General features: G+C 47.1%; 16 protein-coding genes. 7 read left to right on the forward strand and 9 right to left on the reverse strand.

Translation table 11 applies throughout. The features are described 5' to 3' along the window. Nucleotides 1-10: 10 nt before the first annotated feature. The 5 genes from cobA to nirB form a co-directional block, all read right to left on the reverse strand. Complete coding sequence (gene cobA, locus NYE36_RS01755; RefSeq protein WP_094032053.1) at nucleotides 11-1,450, reverse strand: uroporphyrinogen-III C-methyltransferase; 1,440 nt, start codon at nucleotides 1,448-1,450, stop codon at nucleotides 11-13. Nucleotides 1,451-1,516: 66 nt separating this feature from the next. Next, nucleotides 1,517-1,837: a nitrite reductase small subunit NirD gene (gene nirD / locus NYE36_RS01760; RefSeq protein ID WP_007409365.1), complete on the reverse strand. Its 321-nt coding sequence runs from the start codon at nucleotides 1,835-1,837 to the stop codon at nucleotides 1,517-1,519. Between the two features lie 20 nt (nucleotides 1,838-1,857). Beyond that, nucleotides 1,858-4,275 (reverse strand): NADPH-nitrite reductase, encoded by a 2,418-nt coding sequence (gene nasD, locus NYE36_RS01765; protein ID WP_094032054.1) that lies wholly within the window; start codon nucleotides 4,273-4,275, stop codon nucleotides 1,858-1,860. Between the two features lie 120 nt (nucleotides 4,276-4,395). Continuing rightward, entirely contained in the window at nucleotides 4,396-6,528 is a 2,133-nt protein-coding gene (locus tag NYE36_RS01770; RefSeq protein WP_265451394.1) for a nitrate reductase, read from the reverse strand. Next, nucleotides 6,521-8,848 (reverse strand): nitrite reductase large subunit NirB, encoded by a 2,328-nt coding sequence (gene nirB / locus NYE36_RS01775; RefSeq protein ID WP_020955299.1) that lies wholly within the window; start codon nucleotides 8,846-8,848, stop codon nucleotides 6,521-6,523. Before nirB ends, NYE36_RS01770 begins: the two co-directional genes overlap by 8 nt. 180 nt (nucleotides 8,849-9,028) lie before the next feature. Here nirB and NYE36_RS01780 point away from each other — a divergent pair, with 180 nt between their 5' ends. The 6 genes from NYE36_RS01780 to NYE36_RS01805 all read left to right on the forward strand — a co-directional run bounded on the left by NYE36_RS01780 (nucleotide 9,029) and on the right by NYE36_RS01805 (nucleotide 15,210). Next, on the forward strand, nucleotides 9,029-10,234 hold the full coding sequence (locus NYE36_RS01780) for a nitrate/nitrite transporter (RefSeq protein WP_342496876.1): 1,206 nt from the start codon (nucleotides 9,029-9,031) through the stop codon (nucleotides 10,232-10,234). A 188-nt stretch (nucleotides 10,235-10,422) separates the two neighbouring features. Continuing rightward, the gene (locus NYE36_RS01785) at nucleotides 10,423-11,625 is read left to right on the forward strand and encodes a GTP-binding protein (RefSeq protein WP_064107758.1); all 1,203 of its coding nucleotides are present in this window, start codon (nucleotides 10,423-10,425) and stop codon (nucleotides 11,623-11,625) included. Between the two features lie 64 nt (nucleotides 11,626-11,689). Beyond that, nucleotides 11,690-12,826, forward strand: a complete 1,137-nt coding sequence (locus tag NYE36_RS01790; RefSeq protein ID WP_007409359.1) for a zinc-dependent alcohol dehydrogenase — start codon at nucleotides 11,690-11,692, stop codon at nucleotides 12,824-12,826. A gap of 14 nt (nucleotides 12,827-12,840) precedes the next feature. Beyond that, on the forward strand, nucleotides 12,841-13,275 hold the full coding sequence (locus NYE36_RS01795; protein WP_007409358.1) for an RDD family protein: 435 nt from the start codon (nucleotides 12,841-12,843) through the stop codon (nucleotides 13,273-13,275). 71 nt (nucleotides 13,276-13,346) lie between these two features. Continuing rightward, nucleotides 13,347-13,670, forward strand: a complete 324-nt coding sequence (locus tag NYE36_RS01800) for a YckD family protein (protein WP_007409357.1) — start codon at nucleotides 13,347-13,349, stop codon at nucleotides 13,668-13,670. Nucleotides 13,671-13,773: 103 nt separating this feature from the next. Then, nucleotides 13,774-15,210 carry a family 1 glycosylhydrolase gene (locus tag NYE36_RS01805; RefSeq protein ID WP_265451395.1) on the forward strand — a complete coding sequence of 479 codons (1,437 nt, stop codon included), beginning with the start codon at nucleotides 13,774-13,776 and terminating at the stop codon, nucleotides 15,208-15,210. 40 nt (nucleotides 15,211-15,250) lie between these two features. Here NYE36_RS01805 and NYE36_RS01810 read toward each other — a convergent pair whose 3' ends face one another. The 4 genes from NYE36_RS01810 to hxlA all read right to left on the reverse strand — a co-directional run bounded on the left by NYE36_RS01810 (nucleotide 15,251) and on the right by hxlA (nucleotide 17,654). Beyond that, on the reverse strand, nucleotides 15,251-15,649 hold the full coding sequence (locus tag NYE36_RS01810) for a competence protein ComJ (protein ID WP_144664492.1): 399 nt from the start codon (nucleotides 15,647-15,649) through the stop codon (nucleotides 15,251-15,253). 20 nt (nucleotides 15,650-15,669) lie between these two features. Continuing rightward, nucleotides 15,670-16,107, reverse strand: a complete 438-nt coding sequence (locus NYE36_RS01815) for a NucA/NucB deoxyribonuclease domain-containing protein (protein WP_003156588.1) — start codon at nucleotides 16,105-16,107, stop codon at nucleotides 15,670-15,672. Nucleotides 16,108-16,464: 357 nt separating this feature from the next. Next, complete coding sequence (gene hxlB, locus NYE36_RS01820; protein ID WP_015239129.1) at nucleotides 16,465-17,022, reverse strand: 6-phospho-3-hexuloisomerase; 558 nt, start codon at nucleotides 17,020-17,022, stop codon at nucleotides 16,465-16,467. Then, a complete protein-coding gene (gene hxlA, locus NYE36_RS01825; protein ID WP_095352416.1) occupies nucleotides 17,019-17,654 on the reverse strand; it encodes a 3-hexulose-6-phosphate synthase in 636 nt (211 codons plus the stop codon). Before hxlA ends, hxlB begins: the two co-directional genes overlap by 4 nt. 231 nt (nucleotides 17,655-17,885) lie before the next feature. Here hxlA and NYE36_RS01830 point away from each other — a divergent pair, with 231 nt between their 5' ends. After that, a complete protein-coding gene (locus NYE36_RS01830; RefSeq protein ID WP_014304320.1) occupies nucleotides 17,886-18,248 on the forward strand; it encodes a helix-turn-helix domain-containing protein in 363 nt (120 codons plus the stop codon). The last annotated feature ends 462 nt before the right edge of the window (nucleotides 18,249-18,710 follow it).

The raw sequence follows: 18,710 nt of genomic DNA on the forward strand, positions 1-18,710 counted from the left end.
TTTCGGCGTATCAGCTGTGAACGAGCATGTCTTTCATTTCATTTCGTATAAATGCAAATAACTGTTCCTGATTTTTCACGGCGGTAAACCCGCAGCCGGCGGGGACGTCTTCGCCCATGCAGATGACGGGAGGGCGGTTTGCTGACGGATCCGGTGATATGCCGATTTGTTTTCCGGCGCTGATCAAATGCTGAGCGGATTCTTTGCCCATACAGATAATCATTTGCAGAGGAGACTCGCTGATCGTGCGTTCGATCATGGAAGTGAACCGCTCATCTGCGATGTGTTCATGGGTGATATAAAACGGGCATGATTTTGAGTCTGACAAGTTTTCTGCTGCTTGACGGCTTCCTACAATGAGTGAATGCGGAGAATCAATTTGACATTCGGATAGGAGAAAGCCCCGTTTTGTCAGTTCCGTCTTTGCGGCCTCAGTCGCTGCATTCAGGCTTGCGGTCACCCGGCGGATGTCGATCTGCTTGAAAGCCAGTGTGTCAAAGAATTCGCATACCGCAAGGCGTGATGTGAAAAATAGTTGTTCAAAGGTGCTGATCTGTTTCAGGATGTTTTCGTTTGCGGGCATTTTTTTAACGATCCGCTTCGGCCATTCAATAACATCGGCGCCATACTCGCGCAGCTTGTCTGTCAATGTATGTTCTTCATCGCCATGAGTGACAACCATGATATGCCGCCCGATGAACGGCTTGCTTTCAAACCAGCTGTGTGTTTGAAAATTGACAATATCACCGATGACGATAATGGCAGGGTTGGTGATGTTTTGGCTTTGAACTTTTTCATGGATATCCTGAAGCGTTCCTTTAACGCTCCGCTGCCGCCCCCACGTCCCCCATTGAATGACGAGTACGGGAACGGAAGGGGATTTTCCGTACTCCGTAAGCTTACGGCATATAAATGACAGATTTTTAACGCCCATATAAAACACAAGCGTTTGAACGCTTCGGGCAAGCCCTTCCCAGTCGAGATTCGGCCTGCCGTGCAATGATGTATCATGAGCGGTGATCATCGCGAAGGACGAAGCGAAATCACGGTGGGTGACGGGGACTCCCGCATACAGCGGCGCTGCGATTCCCGAGGTGATGCCGGGCACCATTTCGTAGCGGATGCCGTGCTGATGAAGCGCCTCTGCTTCTTCGCCGACTCTGCCGAACACACTTGGGTCTCCGCCTTTCAAGCGGACAACGGTGAAGCCCTCCGCCGCTTTTTCAATCAGCAGGGCATTTATCTCAGACTGTTTCATAAAATGGCGGTCGGGCAGCTTTCCGCAATAAATGAAGCGGCAGTCGGGTGAGGCATATTCAAGAAACTTTGGGTTTGCGAGCCGGTCATACAAAATAATATCCGCTTTCTCCAGAGCCTGTTTTCCTTTTACGGTGATCAGCCCCGGGTCTCCTGGTCCGGCACCGACAAAATATACGATTCCGTTTTTCATGATGGCGTCATCCCTTCAGCAGTTTAAAAAATGAAGGACCACTTGAAAAAGTGATCCGGTCTTTGCTCAATACAGGAGGTATACATTCTCTCCTTCAATCAGTGTTTCGTATGTTTTGACACAGCCATGATCCGGCTCTTGGACTTTTCCGTCTTCTAAGGAGATTTTCCAGTCATGCATCGGGCAGAAGACGTATTCTCCGCTGACGATGCCTTCAGCCAGGACGCCCCCTTTATGGGGACAGCGGTTTTCGACGGCGCGGACGCTCCCGTCAGAAAGCTTAAATACGGCAAGCTCTTTATCTTCTATATATACGGTTTTTCCTAACTCCTCGGGTAATTCGTTTACTTTGCCTATGCAAACCTTTGTCATATCTTTATTCACCATGTCCGTTCCCCCTTACTGTTTTATGAAGTCGTGACGACATTTTCGAATAGATCTTTAGATGCTTTTTTATCTTTAAGGAAGTATTGCCACGGATCTTTGTGGACAGAGAGTGTCTCATTCATTCTGTCGTTGAGCTCCTGCCGTTTTTCCGGATCGTTTAATACGGATTGGACATGAGATAAACCGACGCGCTCAAGCCATGCGGATGTCCGCTCCAGATAGTTTGCCGTTTCTCTGTAGTACTGAAGGTAAGCCCCCGCATATTCTAAGACTTCTTCATTCGTTTTTACTTTCATCAGCAAATCACCGGCGCGCAAATGGGTTCCGCCGTTTCCGCCGACATAAAGCTCCCAGCCTCCGTCGATGCCGACAACGCCAAGGTCCTTAATGCCTGATTCCGCACAGTTCCGCGGGCAGGCGGACACGGCCATTTTGACCTTATGAGGCGTATTGAGCCCTTCGAATTTTTTCTCAAGCGCAATGCCCAGTGCCATGGAGTCTTGCGTGCCGAAGCGGCAGAATTGTTCGCCTACGCACGTTTTTACCGTGCGGAGTGTTTTTCCGTACGCGTAGCCTGACGGCATATCAAGCTCGGCCCATACTTTCGGCAGGTCTTCTTTTTTGACGCCGATGAGATCAATTCGCTGGCCGCCTGTCATTTTAACGAGCGGGATCTCATATTTGTCGACGACATCGGCGATCTTGCGGAGATCCTGAGAGTTGGTCACGCCGCCGTACATCCGGGGAACGACTGAGTATGTTCCGTCTTTTTGAATATTGGCGTGCATCCGTTCGTTCACAAAACGGGATGTTCTGTCATCCTCGTATGTAGCCGGATTAATCATGCCTAAGTAGTAGTTGAGGGCAGGACGGCATTTGGAGCAGCCCTCCGGCGTTTTCCAGCCGAGCACGTTCATGATTTCTCTTGTATGGGACAGCCCTTTGGCTTTGATTTCTTCTACGACTTCATCTCTCGACAGTGATGTGCAGCCGCAAATCGCTTCTTTTTGCGCGGACGCGTCAAATTCTGAGCCCAGTGTATATTGAAGAATGTCTTCCACGAGCGGTTTACAGCCTCCGCAGGAACGGGATGCCCCGGTGCATGCTTTGATTTCGTCCGTAGATGTGCAGCCTTTTTCCTGAATGGCTTGAATAATCGCGCCTTTTGAAACGCCGTTGCATCCGCAGATGATTTCATCGTCGCTCATCGCCGCGGTCATGCTTGCGCCTGCTTCCTGATCAAGAGGCTGTAAGATTGATATTTTGGAGGTTTCAGAGATATCGGCTTGTTTTTGAATCATTGAAAACAGGCGGCTGCCCTCGCTGCTGTCTCCGAACAAAACAGCGCCGACAATTTGATTGCCCCTCAGGACGATTTTTTTATAAATGCCGTCCTGCTCATCGAACACTTTAATCGCTTTTTTGTCCTCTGATTCGTTAAAGTCACCGGCAGAGAAGACTTCGACGCCTGATACCTTTAATTGAGTGGAGAGAACGGAGCCTTCATACGGTTTTGTTTCAATGCCGCAAATATGTTTGGCCAGCACTTTTGCCTGTTCATAGAGCGGCGCCACAAGACCGTATGCGATTCCGCGGTGCTCGGCACATTCACCGACCGCGTAAATGTGCGGAATGTCAGTCTGCATATAATCGTTGACAATGATTCCGCGGTTTACCGGAATGCGGCTTTCTGTGCCAAGCTGTGTATTCGGGCGGATGCCGACCGCCATGACGACCAGGTCAGCTTCGATGCTTGTGCCGTCTTTGAAGCGTACGCCTTCGACACGGTCAGTACCGAGAATTTCTTCGGTTTGCTTTTCAAGGAAAAAGGTCATGCCTTGTTTTTCTAATTCGTTTTGCAGCAGGCGTCCCGCCGCTGCGTCAAGCTGGCGCTCCATCAGGAATGGGGCGAGGTGGATGACAGACACGTCCATTCCGAGATTCAGCAGTCCGCGAGCTGCTTCCAAACCAAGCAGTCCTCCGCCGATGACGGCTGCTTTTTTATATTGTTTTGACGCGGCGAGCATCGTGTCGGTATCTTTTATATCCCGGAATGCCGTGACGCCTTGTTTGTCTGCGCCCGGAATCGGAAGGATAAAAGGGACAGAGCCTGTCGCCAGGATGAGTTCATCGTAAGGCTGGATTCTGTCTGCATCTGTGATGACGGTTTTGTTTTCCGTGTCGACTTTGATGACTGTTTCACCGGTATACAGCTGAATGTTGTTTTCTTTGTACCAGTTCCAATCGTTTAACGTAATGTCTTGAATGTCGGTATCGCCTTGCAGCACTTTTGACAGAAGGATTCGGTTATAGTTGGGATGAGGTTCGGCCCCGAATATTGTAATCTCGAATTCGTCTTTTGAAACACGCAGTATTTCTTCAATCGCTCTTACCCCGGCCATTCCATTTCCAACAAGGACTAGCTGTTTTTTTCCCATCAGATGATCCGCTCCTTATCTTTGTTTTTTTTTAGCGTAGCACAGCAAAAACAAATATTTAAGATGCATGTTATGAAATGTAACAAAAAATACTAAAAAATCTAAAAATTTTATGAAAAATTATATAGGGCTGATTCGTACCGCACACATCTTAAAACCGGGCATTTTACAGTCCGGGTCCAAGGCTTCACCAATTAAGTCGTTGACGTTTTGCGTGTCAGACCAATGGATGGGAACAAACAACGTGTCTTTTCGTACTTTCTCCGACCATCTGCTCCGGACCGTGATGCTGCCCCGGGGGGATTCTATCTTCACGAGAACACGGTCTTCGATATGATAGTCGGCCGCCGTTTTTGGGTGGATTTCCACAAAGGATTCGAAATGTCTTGCAGCCAGGGCGGAGCTTTTTCTCGTTTGGACACCCGTTAAGTAATGAGACATCACCCTTCCTGTGGTTAAATAAAGCGGATAGCCGGCGCTCGGTTTCTCTTTCGGGACGGCCGGTTCATTTGGAATCACGCTTAATTCAGCTCTGTGATCGGGATGGGCAAATGAGTGCTCAAACAATCGCCCGGTTCCGGGGTGATCCGCTTCAGGACATGGCCACTGAATGCCGCCTTCCCGCCTGAGCCTGTCATAGGTGATGCCAGAGTAATCAGCAATTCCGCCGCGGCTCGCTTCTCTCAGTTCGTTAAAGATTTCCTCCGCCGACGTATAGGGAAAATAATGCCCTTTACCAAGAGCCGAGGCAATGTCACAGATGATCTGCCAATCATGTTTCGCTTCTCCGGGGCAGGTGCGGCTCGCTTCTCTTAATGTCACGCGGCCTTCTACATTTGTCATCGTGCCTTCGTCTTCCAAATAAGAGGAGGCGGGTAAAATCACATCCGCGAATGCCGCGGTCTCAGAAATAAATAAATCAACTGCGACAAAGAATCTCAGTTTCTTGATTGCCTGCTTGACGAAATTCGCATTTGGGCCGGAAACAGCCGGATTGGAACACATGAGAAACAGCCCTTTGATGTCGCCGCTATCTATTTTTGCTATCATTTCATAGGCTGAGACGCCTTTGCGCGGCAGCTCATCCTGATGAATCCCCCACACCTTCGCAATGTGCGCCCGGTGTTCTTCAATTTCGATAGAACGGTAGCCCGGAAGCTGATCCGCTTTTTGGCCGTGTTCTCTCGCGCCTTGTCCGTTGCCTTGACCGGTAATCGCCCCGTAACCTGAGAAGGGCTTGCCGATTTTTCCGGTGATCAGCACCATATTTAAGAAAGCTTTCACTGCCGCGGTACCGTCAGTCTGCTGTTCGATCCCCCGCGCTGTAAACAGCATGCCGGATGTTTCCTTGGCAAACTTCACGGCGGCCTTTCGTATATGCTCCAAAGGAACACTTGTCTGCTCGGAGATCTCTTTCAGATCCAAAGCGTCGGTATGCCGTTTGAGCTTATTGAATCCGTTTGTGCGTGTGCGGATAAAGTCTTTGTCTGTAAGCTGTTCGTCAATGCAGATTTTGACGAGTCCGTTTGCCAGGGCTGCGTCTGTGCCGGGCTTGATTTTCAGGTGAAGATCGGCTATTTTGGTCGTCGCCGTTTCCCGGGGATCAATGGCGATAATGTAAGCCCCGTTTTCTTTCGCTTTATCAAAATACGGCATGATCGTCGGCTGGCATTCGGCGATATTGGTGCCTGCCAGGATGATGACACGTGTATGCGGGATGTCCGATAATGGATTCGTCAGGCCCCTGTCCGCGCCGAATGTCTGGCCGGCCGCCGTTGCTGCGGCAGACATACAGAGCCGCCCGTTGTAATCGATGTATTTCGTCTGTAAGCCGACCCGTGCGAACTTTCCAAGCAGATAGGCTTCTTCATTTGTAATTGAGGCGCTCCCGTAGACAGCCATCGCATCATTGCCGTGTTCGGTTTGGATCAGATTGATTTGTTCCTTAATGCGATTCAGTGCTTCAGCCCAAGAGACAGGCACAAATTCACCGTTTTTTTTAAGCAGGGGGCGTGTAATGCGGGAAGAGTGCACGGCATGCTGATGGGCATTCATGCCTTTTGTACATAAACGGCCATGTGTCGTCGGATTATCAATGCCGATTGCAGTGTATTTCTTCCGTGCCGCGAAGGTTTGTTCCGTAAGCTGCATTTTGCATTGCATGCTGCAGAACGGGCATTGCGTCTCATATGTTTTTTCCGATTGGACATCTTGCAGTTTGTCACGGAAATAACGGAGCATCGGTTCAGTCAAAAAGCTTCATCCTTTCGTATGGCGTTTTCCCGGCAGACAGGTTTTGCAGCAGGGATATGTCTGAACGGAGATTTTTCAGAAGCTGTGTCCGCATATCTTCTTCAAACAGCATTTCTCTGATATGGACGAGGCCGAGTCTGTCAACCCATTGATAAATCGCTTCGTTGTAGTGAGCCGTTTCGCGATAATATTGAATAAGGCCTTTCATCATAGCGGCGGTACTGTCTTCGTTATCCGTCACACAAAAAAGGCTGCCGGCGCGGGCTTGTTTTCCGCGGACGCCCCCGATATAAATTTCCCAGCAAGTTTGTGTCTGAAGCGCGCCGATATCCTGAATGTAAGCATCGGTGCAATTGTTTTCACATGACAAGCTGACGGATATATAAGCGGGGACGGCAAGCGTGTCGGTATCTCGTTCAATCCTGCTTGCCAGCTCTTGAAAGGAGCGATGCTGTCCGCACGTACATGCTCTGATTTGAATCGTCCTGCGGTGCCGGGGGGAGAAAACCGGCATGTTCAGTGCTTTTCTGATGCTTGCAAGGTCATTTGGCCTGATTCCGGAAAGCCTCAGCCGGTGACTGTCAGTCATCGAAACGCCGGGGATGCTGTATGCTTCGATGACGTCTGCGATGTTTTTGAGCTCTGCCGCACGTGTCAGTCCGCCGTACATTTGCGGAATCAGGGTGCATGTCTCTTCTGCCGATATTTCATTGAACTGCATAAAATCAGGCCGCGTCCTTTCCAGGTAATAGTGAAGCGCCGGAATACAAATGCGGCAGCCGTTTTCTGTTTTCCAGCCGATCACTTCCATCACCTCGGCGGCATCAGTGAACGGACGGCGCCGAAGTTCGGCGATGACTTCTTCCTCCGTCAAATCGGTGCAGCCGCAAAACGAAGGCTGGCAGGAGGGTTTTGTGTAATCATCGCTTGCCATATACTTCAGCAAGTCTTCAACGAGCGGCCTGCATCCTCCGCAAGACCCGGACGCTTTTGTCATGTGCTTCACTTCCTCCGCGGTTTTTAAGCCATATTTGTTCACCGCTTCTTCAATGGAGCCCTTGGTCACTGAGCTGCATTGGCAAATGGTTTCATGGGGAGGCATGGATTTAAAGGATATACCGCTCTGATCCGGTTCCATGAGCTGTTTTTTCACGATGGAAATATCTCTTTGCTTCACAAGACTGTCGAGTAGCCGCTGTTTACCGCGCGTGTCCCCGAATAAAATAAAGCCGGCCGGTTTATCGTCCTCAAAGAGCGCTTTTTTGTAGATGCCTGCATGCTCATCATGGAACAATATGCCGGCTGTGTGCTCATCCTCGTGCACCTTTCCTGCCGACCATACATCAATACCGGCTATTTTTAAGGCTGCAGATTGTGCAAAGCCTTGAAACCCTTCGCACGGGACGCCGCATAGATGCTGCGCGAGCACTTTTCCCTGTTCATAAAGCGGCGCCGCCAATCCGTATACAATCCCGTCATGCTCCGCGCATTCACCGACGGCATACACATTCGGTTTGTTCGTCTGCATGAATTGATTGACGATGATTCCTCGGTTCACTGAAAGTCCGGCAGATGCAGCCAATCGGATATTGGGCCTCACACCGGCGGCCATGACAATCAGGTCTGCTTCTATGGAAGAACCGTCTTTGAAACGGATGCCTTCCGCCCGTGAGTTCCCTGTAATGGATGCCGTGTCTTTCTCTAAAAGAAAGACTAAGCCTTTTCGTTCCAGCTCTTTCTGCAGCAGGCGGGATGCCGTTGGATCAAGCTGTTTTTGCATAATGGCGGAAGAGCGGTGAATGACGCTGATGTCCATGCCGAGCTGCCGTAAGCCGACGGCCGCTTCAAGACCTAATAAACCGGCGCCGATGACCGCCGCCTTTTGATACCGGCCGGCCGCATTGATAAGGGATTGGCAGTCTTCTATTGTCCGAAAGCCGTACACACCTTCTTTATCTGCTCCGGGTATGGGGAGAATATAAGGAGAGGAGCCCGTTGCAAGGATGATTTGATCGTAAGTCATGCTGCGCTTTCGATCCGTTGTGACAACCTGCCGTTCTGTATCAATGTGTACAACCGTTTCTCCCGTGTAAAGCGTAATTCCGTTTTTTTCGTACCATTCGCGGCTATTCAGCGTAATGTCATCAAGCGAAACCTCACCTTGTAAAACGGAGGATAAGAGAATGCGATTGTAATTGGGATGAGGTTCGCTTCCGAAAATGACAATCTCAAACATGTCACGGTTCATCTTTAAAATGTGTTCAATACAGCGGATTCCGGCCATTCCGTTCCCTGCTGCAATTAATCGTTGTTTCTTCATTCGCCAAACCTCCTTTGCAGCTGCCTGTAAGATTGCTTCTCTATGAGAAATTATGGCACATTGCCTGATTAACGCATTAAATGTGTCGCATTATCTTACACATGTCTTTTCCGGTGAATGCCCGTCATATATTCTTGATTCAGCAATTTGAAATGATAGAAGACCGGAAAGGAGAATGTTATGAAGCTGTCGGAATTAAAAACAAGCGGTCATCCGCTCACTTTGCTCTGTTCCTTCTTATATTTTGATGTGAGTTTTATGATTTGGGTAATGCTGGGGGCGCTCGGCGTTTATATTTCTCAGGATTTCGGGTTATCTTCTTTTGAAAAAGGGTTTGTCGTGGCTCTGCCGATCTTATCAGGATCTGTGTTTCGGATCATTTTAGGTGTGTTAACGGACAGGATCGGGCCGAAGAAAACAGCCTTGATCGGGATGCTGATCACGATGATCCCGCTGCTTTGGGGGGCATTCGGCGGCCGTTCTTTGACTGAGCTGTATGCGATCGGCATTCTGCTGGGCGTAGCGGGCGCAAGTTTTGCTGTTGCGCTTCCGATGGCGAGCCGGTGGTATCCGCCTCACTTGCAGGGGCTTGCAATGGGGATAGCAGGTGCCGGCAACAGCGGCACTTTGTTTGCGACATTGTTCGGTCCCCGCCTTGCGGAACAGTTTGGGTGGCACAGTGTAATGGGAATTGCGCTTCTTCCGTTGATGATCGTTTTTATACTGTTTATCGTCATGGCGAAGGACTCTCCTGCACAGCCCGCACCGCAGCCGCTTAAAAACTACCTTCACGTTTTCAGGCAGAAGGAAACATGGTGTTTCTGTCTTCTGTACGGCGTCACTTTCGGAGGTTTTGTGGGATTATCAAGTTTTTTGGCGATTTTTTTCGTTGATCAATATCAATTGTCAAAAATCCATGCCGGTGATTTCGTCACAATATGTGTCGCAGCGGGCAGTTTTTTTCGCCCTGCAGGAGGCTGGATTTCAGACCGGGCGGGAGGTGCGAAAGTTCTCGCTGTACTGTTTGTCATCGCGGCTCTGTGTATGGCGGGAGTCAGCAGCCTGCCTCCGCTTTCAACGGTGATCGTTCTGCTGTTTATCGGAATGATGGCGCTCGGTATGGGCAACGGAGCGGTATTTCAGCTTGTCCCTCAGCACTTTGCAAAAGAAATCGGAATGGTGACGGGAATCGTCGGAGCAGCCGGCGGCATAGGAGGTTTTTTCCTTCCCAATATTTTAGGATCATTGAAGCAGATGACGGGAACGTATGCGATCGGTTTTATCTCTTTTTCATGTATCGCATTGCTCGCATTTGTGCTTGTTCTTGCCGCAGGCTATTTTTGGAGAAAAAGCTATGGCACTGAAAACAGTCCTGCGGATGTTTAAGTTTGGGCGGAAGACACGTATGACAGCGTGTCTTTTTTATGATTGATTATTTTTCACTTGATTTTAAACGGAGAATACATCAGAATAAATAGTAACCATTACGATTTACAACAATGTACATCATGATGATAATAAAGCAGGTGCGGGGTATAAATCGTAATCATTCTATTTTGTCAGGAGGCTATTTTATGAAGAAAATTCCGGTTACAGTATTGAGCGGCTATCTTGGTGCCGGAAAGACGACCGTTCTAAATCATATTTTACAAAACCGCAGCGGTTTAAAAATTGCCGTCATCGTCAATGACATGAGCGAAGTAAATATAGACGCGGGCTTGGTGAAGCAGGGAGGCGGCTTGTCAAGGACGGATGAGAAACTCGTAGAATTATCCAACGGCTGTATCTGCTGCACGCTGCGTGAAGATTTATTAGTCGAAGTTGAGAAACTCGCGAAAGACGGCAGATTTGATTATATTGTGATTGAATCAACAGGGATCAGCGAACCGATTCCCGTTGCCCAGACATTTTCTTATATAGATGAAGAAATGGGCATTGATCTGACAACATTCTGCAGGCTGGACACAATGGTGACCGTGGTGGATGCAAACCGCTTCTGGCATGATTTCCAGTCCGGTGACAGCCTTCTTGACCGGAAGGAAGCGGCGGGAGAAGAGGATGAACGGGTGATTGCCGATTTATTAATTGACCAAATCGAGTTTTGTGATGTGCTCATTTTAAATAAATGCGACATGGTCGGCGAAAAAGAGCTTGAACAGCTGGAAACGGTTCTTCGCGCATTACAGCCCCGTGCCAGACTGATCCGGTCCGTCCGCGGAGAAGTGCCCGCCGAATACATATTGAATACCGATTTATTTGAGTTTGAGGAAGCGAGTTCATCAGCAGGATGGATAAAGGAGCTGACGGCAGGTCATGAAGCGCACACTCCCGAAACGGAAGAGTACGGTATCACTTCGTTTGTGTACTCGCGGCGTTTGCCGTTTCATGCCGTTCGTTTTGACAGCTGGCTGCATCAATCAATGCCTGACAACATTGTGCGCGCAAAAGGAATTGCTTGGTGCGCAACCCGCAACAGCCTTGCGCTGCTGATGTCTCAGGCGGGTCCGGCGGTTTCGATTGAGCCTGTTTCTTATTGGGTGGCGGCAATGCCGAAACTTGAGCAGGAGCAGATCAAACAGCAGGAACCGGAGATTCTGGAAGATTGGGACGACCAATTCGGAGACCGTCATACGAACCTGGTGTTTATCGGAACAGATTTAGATGAAGCAGCCATTACAAAGGAATTGGATCAGTGCCTGCTCACGCCGTCTGAGTTCGATTCCGATTGGTCGCAGCTTGAAGATCCTTTTCAATGGGATATTCAGCGGGCCGAATAACATACCGGCCAAGTTTAGAAGCAGGTGAAAAGGGAAGGAGTGATGAAAAAGGAGCTGACCAAGTGTGAAAGCACTGACATACCAAGGAAAAGAACATATGGAAGTGAAAGAAGTCCCGGCACCCGCCATTCAAGATGAGAGAGATGTCATCGTTCGAATCACCGCAACCGGGATATGCGGTTCAGACCTTCATTTATATAAAAACGGAATACCCGCCGATCCGGGTTATATCGTCGGGCATGAGCCGATGGGAATCGTTGAAGAAACGGGCAGTCAAGTCAAAAAGCTGAAAAAAGGCGATCGGGTCGTGATTCCTTTTAACATCGGCTGCGGAGAATGTCATTATTGCAAGCACCAGATGGAAAGCCAGTGTGATGAATCTAATCCAAATCCTCATACAGATGCCGGCGGCTTATTCGGTTTTTCGGAGTTTAACGGTAATTATCCCGGCGGGCAGGCTGAATATTTACGTGTTCCTTATGCTGATTTCTCTTCTTTTCTGGTTCCGGCAGACAGTGAGCTTGAAGATGAGCAGGTGCTGCTTCTGTCAGATGTCATGCCGACCGCCTTTTGGAGCGTCCAGCACAGCGGAGTGAAAAAAGGAGATACAGTCGTGATTCTGGGATCAGGTCCGATCGGCTTAATGGCGCAAAAATTCGCGTGGAAAAAAGGAGCTAACCGGGTTATCGCAGTTGATCAAGTCCCGCACCGCCTTGAACATGCGAGACGCATAAACGGAGCAGAGACCTTCAATTTTTCAGAACATGATGAGATCGGGAAACTGTTGCATGAACAAACGTCAGGGGGCGCGGATGTAGTGATTGATTGTGTCGGAATGGACGGCACGCCGCTTTCAAAAGAAAAAACAGAGCAAAAACCGAATCAGTTCGGAACGATCAGTCCGATTCTTACAGCATCAGAAGCCGTTAAGAAGTTCGGAACCGTGCAGCTCACGGGCGCATACATTTCTGAAGCGGACGGCTTTCCGCTCGGTGATTTTTTCACACGCAACGTTTCTTTAAAAATGGGCCAGGCACCCGTTATTCATCTGATGCCGATGCTGTATCAAATGATCGAACAAAATGAAATTGATCCGACGGATATCATTACACACAAAATGAGTCTTGCGGAAGCTCCTGCTGCATATGATATATTTGACAAAAAAGAAGATGGCAACATTAAAGTGATTTTAAAGCCATAGCGAGGAGAAACATGATGAATATTTACAGACCGGCGGGATTTTGGATCAGATTGGGAGCCGTGGTACTCGACTATTTAATTACTTCAGTGCCTTTGGCGATTATTTTTATGCTGGCAACAGGAAAAGATCCGAATGAGAGCACAATGATCAGCATCATTTTGACTCTTTATGCTATTTTGCTCCCTGTATACTGGAACGGTTATGTTATCGGCAAAAAGATCTGCGGTATCCGCATCGTCAAAAAAGACGGCACTCAGGTAGGCTTCCTCACTATGATTTTGAGAGTGCTTGTGGGCGGCCTGATATATGGCGTGACGTTTGGAATTGGTGTGATCGTGAGCGCATTCATGGTCGGAATGAGAGAAGACAGACGGTCAATCCACGATTTTGTAGCGGGAACGTATGTCACATACGCGCTGCCGGACGAATCGATTGAAAAGAGCGAATAATTTCGCTCTTTTTTTGCATAAAAAATGGATGAGGGAGCAACATATAACAAACGTTAAAGGAGGAAAGAGTCATGAAAAAAGCTGCATTGTCTTTAGCTGCGTTTTTCATTACAGCAATGGTTTTCACAATGCCGGCACACGCCGCCGGAACAAAAATGCCTTCAACCATGTCACTCACGGAACAGCAGAAAAAAGAAATTGAATCACTTGAAAAAGAAGTGCTCGAAAAACGAAAACATGTCATATCCAAATATGTTGAGTACGGAGTCCTGCCGAAAGAAAAAGCAGAACATATTAAACAGCATATGGACAGGCGCTTTAACATGATGAAACAAAATGGGTTTGTCCCGAAGCCTCCGCCTCATAAATTGGAAAAGCGGCATCATCATTCTTAAGCATCCGGCAAGCCGGATGCTTTTTTGTTTTTATCGGGATTGCTCTGAAACGCGTTTCATAACGTATGATATCAATATCATACGCATCAGGAGGATGAAACACATGATACATAAAAAACAGGGCCTGTTCCCTGATACATTTCTATGGGGATCAGCCTCGGCTGCCTATCAGGTTGAAGGAGCATGGAATAAAGACGGTAAAGGACCTTCAGTATGGGACTTATTCACGAAAATACCGGATAAAACGTTTAAAGGCTCAAATGGCGATACAGCAGTTGGCCATTATGAGCGTTATAAAGAAGATATCGCCTTGATGGCAGAAATGGGTTTGAAAGCTTACCGCTTTTCTGTCAGCTGGCCGAGAATTTTTCCGAATGGCAGAGGGGAAATCAACGAATCAGGGATCGCATTTTACGAAGACCTGATCGATGTATTGATTTCTAACGATATTGAGCCGGTGCTGACTCTTTATCATTGGGACTTGCCTCAGGCGCTGATGGATGAATACGGCGGCTTTGAATCAAGAAAAATTATTGATGATTTTAATGATTACTGCATTGCGTTATACAAAAGATTTGCCGGCAAGGTGAAATACTGGGTCACGTTAAACGAGCAGAATTATAATTTTCATAACGGGTTTATTACAGCTGCACATCCGCCCGGCGTAAAGGACAGAAAACGATTTTATGAAGCGAATCATATCGCATTTTTAGCTAATGCCAAAGCGATTGAATCCTTCAGACAATATGTTCCTGACGGCATGATCGGCCCGAGCTTCGCTTATTCACCGGCTTATCCGCTTACAAGTCATCCTGAAGACATAACTGCATTTGAAAACGCAGAGGAATTTATGAATCATTGGTGGCTTGATATGTATTGCCGGGGGACTTATCCGCAAATTCCTTTCAATTATTTAAAGGAAAAGGGCTGGGCGCCCGCCATTGAAGCCGGGGATATGGAATTGCTTGCAAAAGGCAAGCCGGATTTTATCGGTGTTAATTATTATCAGACGATTACGTACGAAAGAAATCCTCTTGACGGTGTATCGGAGGGGAAAATGAACACGACTGGTCAGAAAGGGACAAACCAGGATACCGGTATACCGGGTCTGTTTAAAACGAAAAAGAATTCGAACCTCGTGACGAGTAATTGGGATTGGACGATTGACCCGATAGGTCTGCGCATCGGCCTCCGGCGTATAACGAGCCGCTATGAGCTGCCGGTTTTTATAACAGAAAACGGGCTGGGGGAATTCGATAAAATAGAAGAAGACGGCTCAATTCAGGATGACTACAGAATTGACTATTTACGCTCCCATCTTGAACAGTGCAGAGAGGCCATTAGTGACGGAGTTCATCTCATCGGCTACTGCAGCTGGTCATTCACGGATCTGTTAAGCTGGCTGAACGGCTATCAAAAACGCTACGGTTTTGTCTATATCAATCGAGATGAAGAAGATGAAAAGGATTTGAAACGGATCAGGAAAAAAAGTTTTTATTGGTACCAGAATGTAATTGAAACAAACGGTAAAAGTTTATAAAAGTTCCCTGAGAGAAATAAGATTCTCTCAGGGCTTTCTTTTACATTGCGGCTGCATCAATAATATACGTATCCGCATGAAGATCGGATATTTCGGCAGGCAGTGAATAACAGGTAAGGCTGTATCGGCCTTTCGGAATATTAAAAGAAAGCCGCTTTGACATCACGCTTTCAATCTCAATTCCATCTTTTACAGCCTCAAAGGGAACAGTCGCTTTTTTCTCATAGGATGGTACCGGTTCACTTGTGTTAAGCCTGAGGACGATAAATGCCCTCGTATTTCTCCTTGCCTCAAATGAAACAGCTCCGTCAGCTTCCGCATATCCTTTTTCAATGGCTTCATCGGTCCAATCGATGACAGGCGGTTCTGAATCTTTTTGGAAGATTGTAAATTGATGATAAGAAATGGCCAGTTCTTGCGGTTTCCATGATTTATTCAATGCGCTGTTCCTCCTGTTTTTTACTTGATTTTAAATAATACTCTCGTTCCGTCGGGATCATTGGTAAGCTGGTGTCCGACCCAAGAGCCGGCTCCGCGGTTGTCTGCCGGAGAAATATATTCTACGGAGGCATTATTTCCGCCCTGTTTACAAACCGCCATCGGCCATTCATCTCTATCGTATCCCGTTTTGACGGGCACATGTTTAAGAGATTGCTCACGCCGCTTATGTACTCCGTCTCTGTCAATGGTGCATATGCTGGAATGCCCTTCTTTTATCGCGTCCTTAATATGCTTTGCTGTTTCCGGATATCGATCGGACGGAAATAAGATTACTTTGTCGTAATCACTCTTCTGAACGGTCTGCTCGTTATCTGAGAAAAGATCACCCTTGATCAGGGCCGCGACTGCTCCGGCAATGATGATAAGAACAAGCAGCAGTGCTTTTAATGTTTTCAAGAGTATCAATCACCTCCAGTTTTAATTGCTGTAAAGCTGGTCCAAGAATAAAGCAGAATCGGCCGGCTGTAAAGCTGTTAAAATATATTTCTCAGCCGCAATTCAGCTGAATATCTGTAAAACCATCCGCACAAATCAACTTTATTCATTAAAAATTCAATCAGAAAGTGTTTTTTGCAGTTTCCCTATTCAGAAATGAACGGTTGCGGGTGTATCGTCAATTGACTTATTATAGCGATAAGCTCACCGGCAGGATATCTTCGTCTGCGAGTGTCCGACCCGAAAACCTTGGTCTGCATGACCGTGCGCAACAAGACGATAAAAAGACGGCCATCTGATAAGAAGGCCGTCAGCAAATCATTCCAGATTCGCATGCTTTGTAAACATGTCTGCTGAATTCAATTCTTTTTTCTCCATGATTTTTAGAATAACCGCATCGTAAAACAGCAGAAGAGTTTGTTCGAATAAAGAACCCATCGGCTGAATCGTCTTTCTGTCTCCGCCGGTCTCTTCCTTAGGAGAGCCGGGAATCGTTATTGTAAGATCCGCAAGTTTGCCGAGACTTGAGTCGGGGTTAATCGTTAATGCAGTGATGATGCCGTTAAGGCTTTTGGCTTTTTCAGCTGTATGAAGCAGACTTTTTGTTTCGCCTGAGCCTGAGCCGATGATGACGAGACCGCCTTCTTGGAGGGGAGGGGTAAGCGTCTCACCGACGATGTAAGCGTTCAGACCGATGTGCATCATCCTCATGGCGAACGCTTTAGCCATAAAGCCGGAACGTCCCGCTCCGGACGTGAAGATTTGATCTGCCGATAAAATCTGATTCGCAAGCTTGTCAGCTTCACTGTCGGATATTAATGCTGCGGTGCGGGATATTTCATTTAGTATTTCATGTAAGTATTCAGTCGTTTTCATGATCCTTGTGTGATCAGCTGTTTCATTTTAGCAGCAGCATCCGCTTTATTGTCAGCTCCCGTAATGCCTCCGCCGACAATGATTAAATCTGGGTTTTGTTTGATGGCTTCAGGAAGCGTATCAAGTTTAATGCCTCCGGCAATTGCGGTTTTAGCGCTCTTGACCGCTTTTTTAATCGCCGTCAGTTCCTCAAATGAATTTTTTCCTTCTGCTTGAAGATCATAACCTGTGTGAACACAAATATAATCAACACCGAGTTGGTCAATTTCTTTTGCCCGTGTTTCAAGGTTTTTTACGTTAATCATGTCGACGAGAATTTTTTTCTGCTGTTTTTTTGCTTCGGCAACCGCCCCTTTGATCGTTGAGTCGTCTGTCGCTCCTAAAACGGTGATGATGTCGGCTCCCGCTTCTGCCGCTTTCATAATCTCGTAACCGCCTGCATCCATGATTTTAAGATCGGCAAGCACTTTCAAGTGAGGAAAGGCTGTTTTCATTTCCTGCACGGCTTTCAGGCCTTCATTAATGACAACGGGAGTGCCGATTTCTATAACATCTATATATGGTTCGACCTCTTTCACAAGTTCAATTGCTTCCGGGATATTTACTAAGTCTAATGCCAGCTGTAATTCCACTTTATATCCACTCCTCTTTTTCATGTATTTCCATTCTATAAAGTGCCCCGTATGTTGAGAAGTACGCACTTTGAAGTCTAATAGTTACTTTGAGGATACTGTCCCCGCAGGCAATGCGCTTTGTTTCAGCAAAACTGCGTGGTACTATAAACTGATGAAAGTTGTGTAAAAAAGTAAGCGTGTATGAATAGATGATGAACGTACAAAAAGTAAGAGGAAGGAGAATGGCCCGTGAGCCGAATGGATGAGAAAACGTTTAATTGCGAAAAGGAATTGACGCTTGCCGTGATAGGCGGGAAGTGGAAAATGCTGATTATGTGGCACCTGGGAAAAGAAGGGACAAAGCGGTTTAATGAGCTGAAAGCTTTAATTCCGGATATTACGCACAAAATTCTTGTGAATCAGCTCAGGGAGCTGGAGCAGGACCTGATCGTTCACAGGGAAGTTTACCCTGTCGTCCCTCCGAAAGTGGAGTACTCATTAACGGAGCAAGGAGAGACCCTTATGCCGATTTTGGACGCCATGTATAAGTGGGGAAAAGAATATATGGAATTAATCAACATTGATAAAACTGCAATAAAGGAATCTTTTTGAAGTGCTCTATGTAAAATAGAGTGCTTTTTTTGCGGTTTAATGAAATCATATTGCGAACGATTAAATCTCCTGTTTCGGTTCTTGCGCTGTTTTTTTCCCATCAACTCATATATGAAAACTGTTTTCATTCTGCCATAACTGGATATTCGAAAGATTTATACTATAGTTTAAAGATTTTTAATTTTACATAAATAATATTTTTAAAAATAAATTGCGGGATGCCGCAAAATACCCTCTGGAATTGTCGGAATTTTTTTCGGTGTGCCGAATGAAACTTTTCACCCATTTTTCGGTGATAAAAACAATAATTTCATATAAAGTGAACGTAAGTAGATATATAGTAATTCATGAAGAAATAGGTAAACCCTGTTGCTTACAAACATTGGATTCTTGTCTTGATTTCTCATAAATTTGAGCCGCATTTCGGACTTTGCGGGTGAACGGATGACGGATTTCGGCGGT

The sequence above is a fragment of the Bacillus sp. FSL R5-0593 genome, assembly GCF_038603755.1.
Taxonomy (GTDB): Bacteria; Bacillota; Bacilli; order Bacillales; family Bacillaceae; genus Bacillus; species Bacillus velezensis.

Bases quoted from the DNA above. Each gene is read 5' to 3' on its own strand.
- cobA (WP_094032053.1), bottom strand. From the start codon at position 1,450: ATGAAAAACGGAATCGTATATTTTGTCGGTGCCGGACCAGGAGACCCG.
- nirD (WP_007409365.1), bottom strand. From the start codon at position 1,837: ATGGTGAATAAAGATATGACAAAGGTTTGCATAGGCAAAGTAAACGAA.
- nasD (WP_094032054.1), bottom strand. From the start codon at position 4,275: ATGGGAAAAAAACAGCTAGTCCTTGTTGGAAATGGAATGGCCGGGGTA.
- nirB (WP_020955299.1), bottom strand. From the start codon at position 8,848: ATGAAGAAACAACGATTAATTGCAGCAGGGAACGGAATGGCCGGAATC.
- NYE36_RS01780 (WP_342496876.1), top strand. From the start codon at position 9,029: ATGAAGCTGTCGGAATTAAAAACAAGCGGTCATCCGCTCACTTTGCTC.
- NYE36_RS01785 (WP_064107758.1), top strand. From the start codon at position 10,423: ATGAAGAAAATTCCGGTTACAGTATTGAGCGGCTATCTTGGTGCCGGA.
- NYE36_RS01795 (WP_007409358.1), top strand. From the start codon at position 12,841: ATGAATATTTACAGACCGGCGGGATTTTGGATCAGATTGGGAGCCGTG.
- NYE36_RS01800 (WP_007409357.1), top strand. From the start codon at position 13,347: ATGAAAAAAGCTGCATTGTCTTTAGCTGCGTTTTTCATTACAGCAATG.
- NYE36_RS01805 (WP_265451395.1), top strand. From the start codon at position 13,774: ATGATACATAAAAAACAGGGCCTGTTCCCTGATACATTTCTATGGGGA.
- hxlB (WP_015239129.1), bottom strand. From the start codon at position 17,022: ATGAAAACGACTGAATACTTACATGAAATACTAAATGAAATATCCCGC.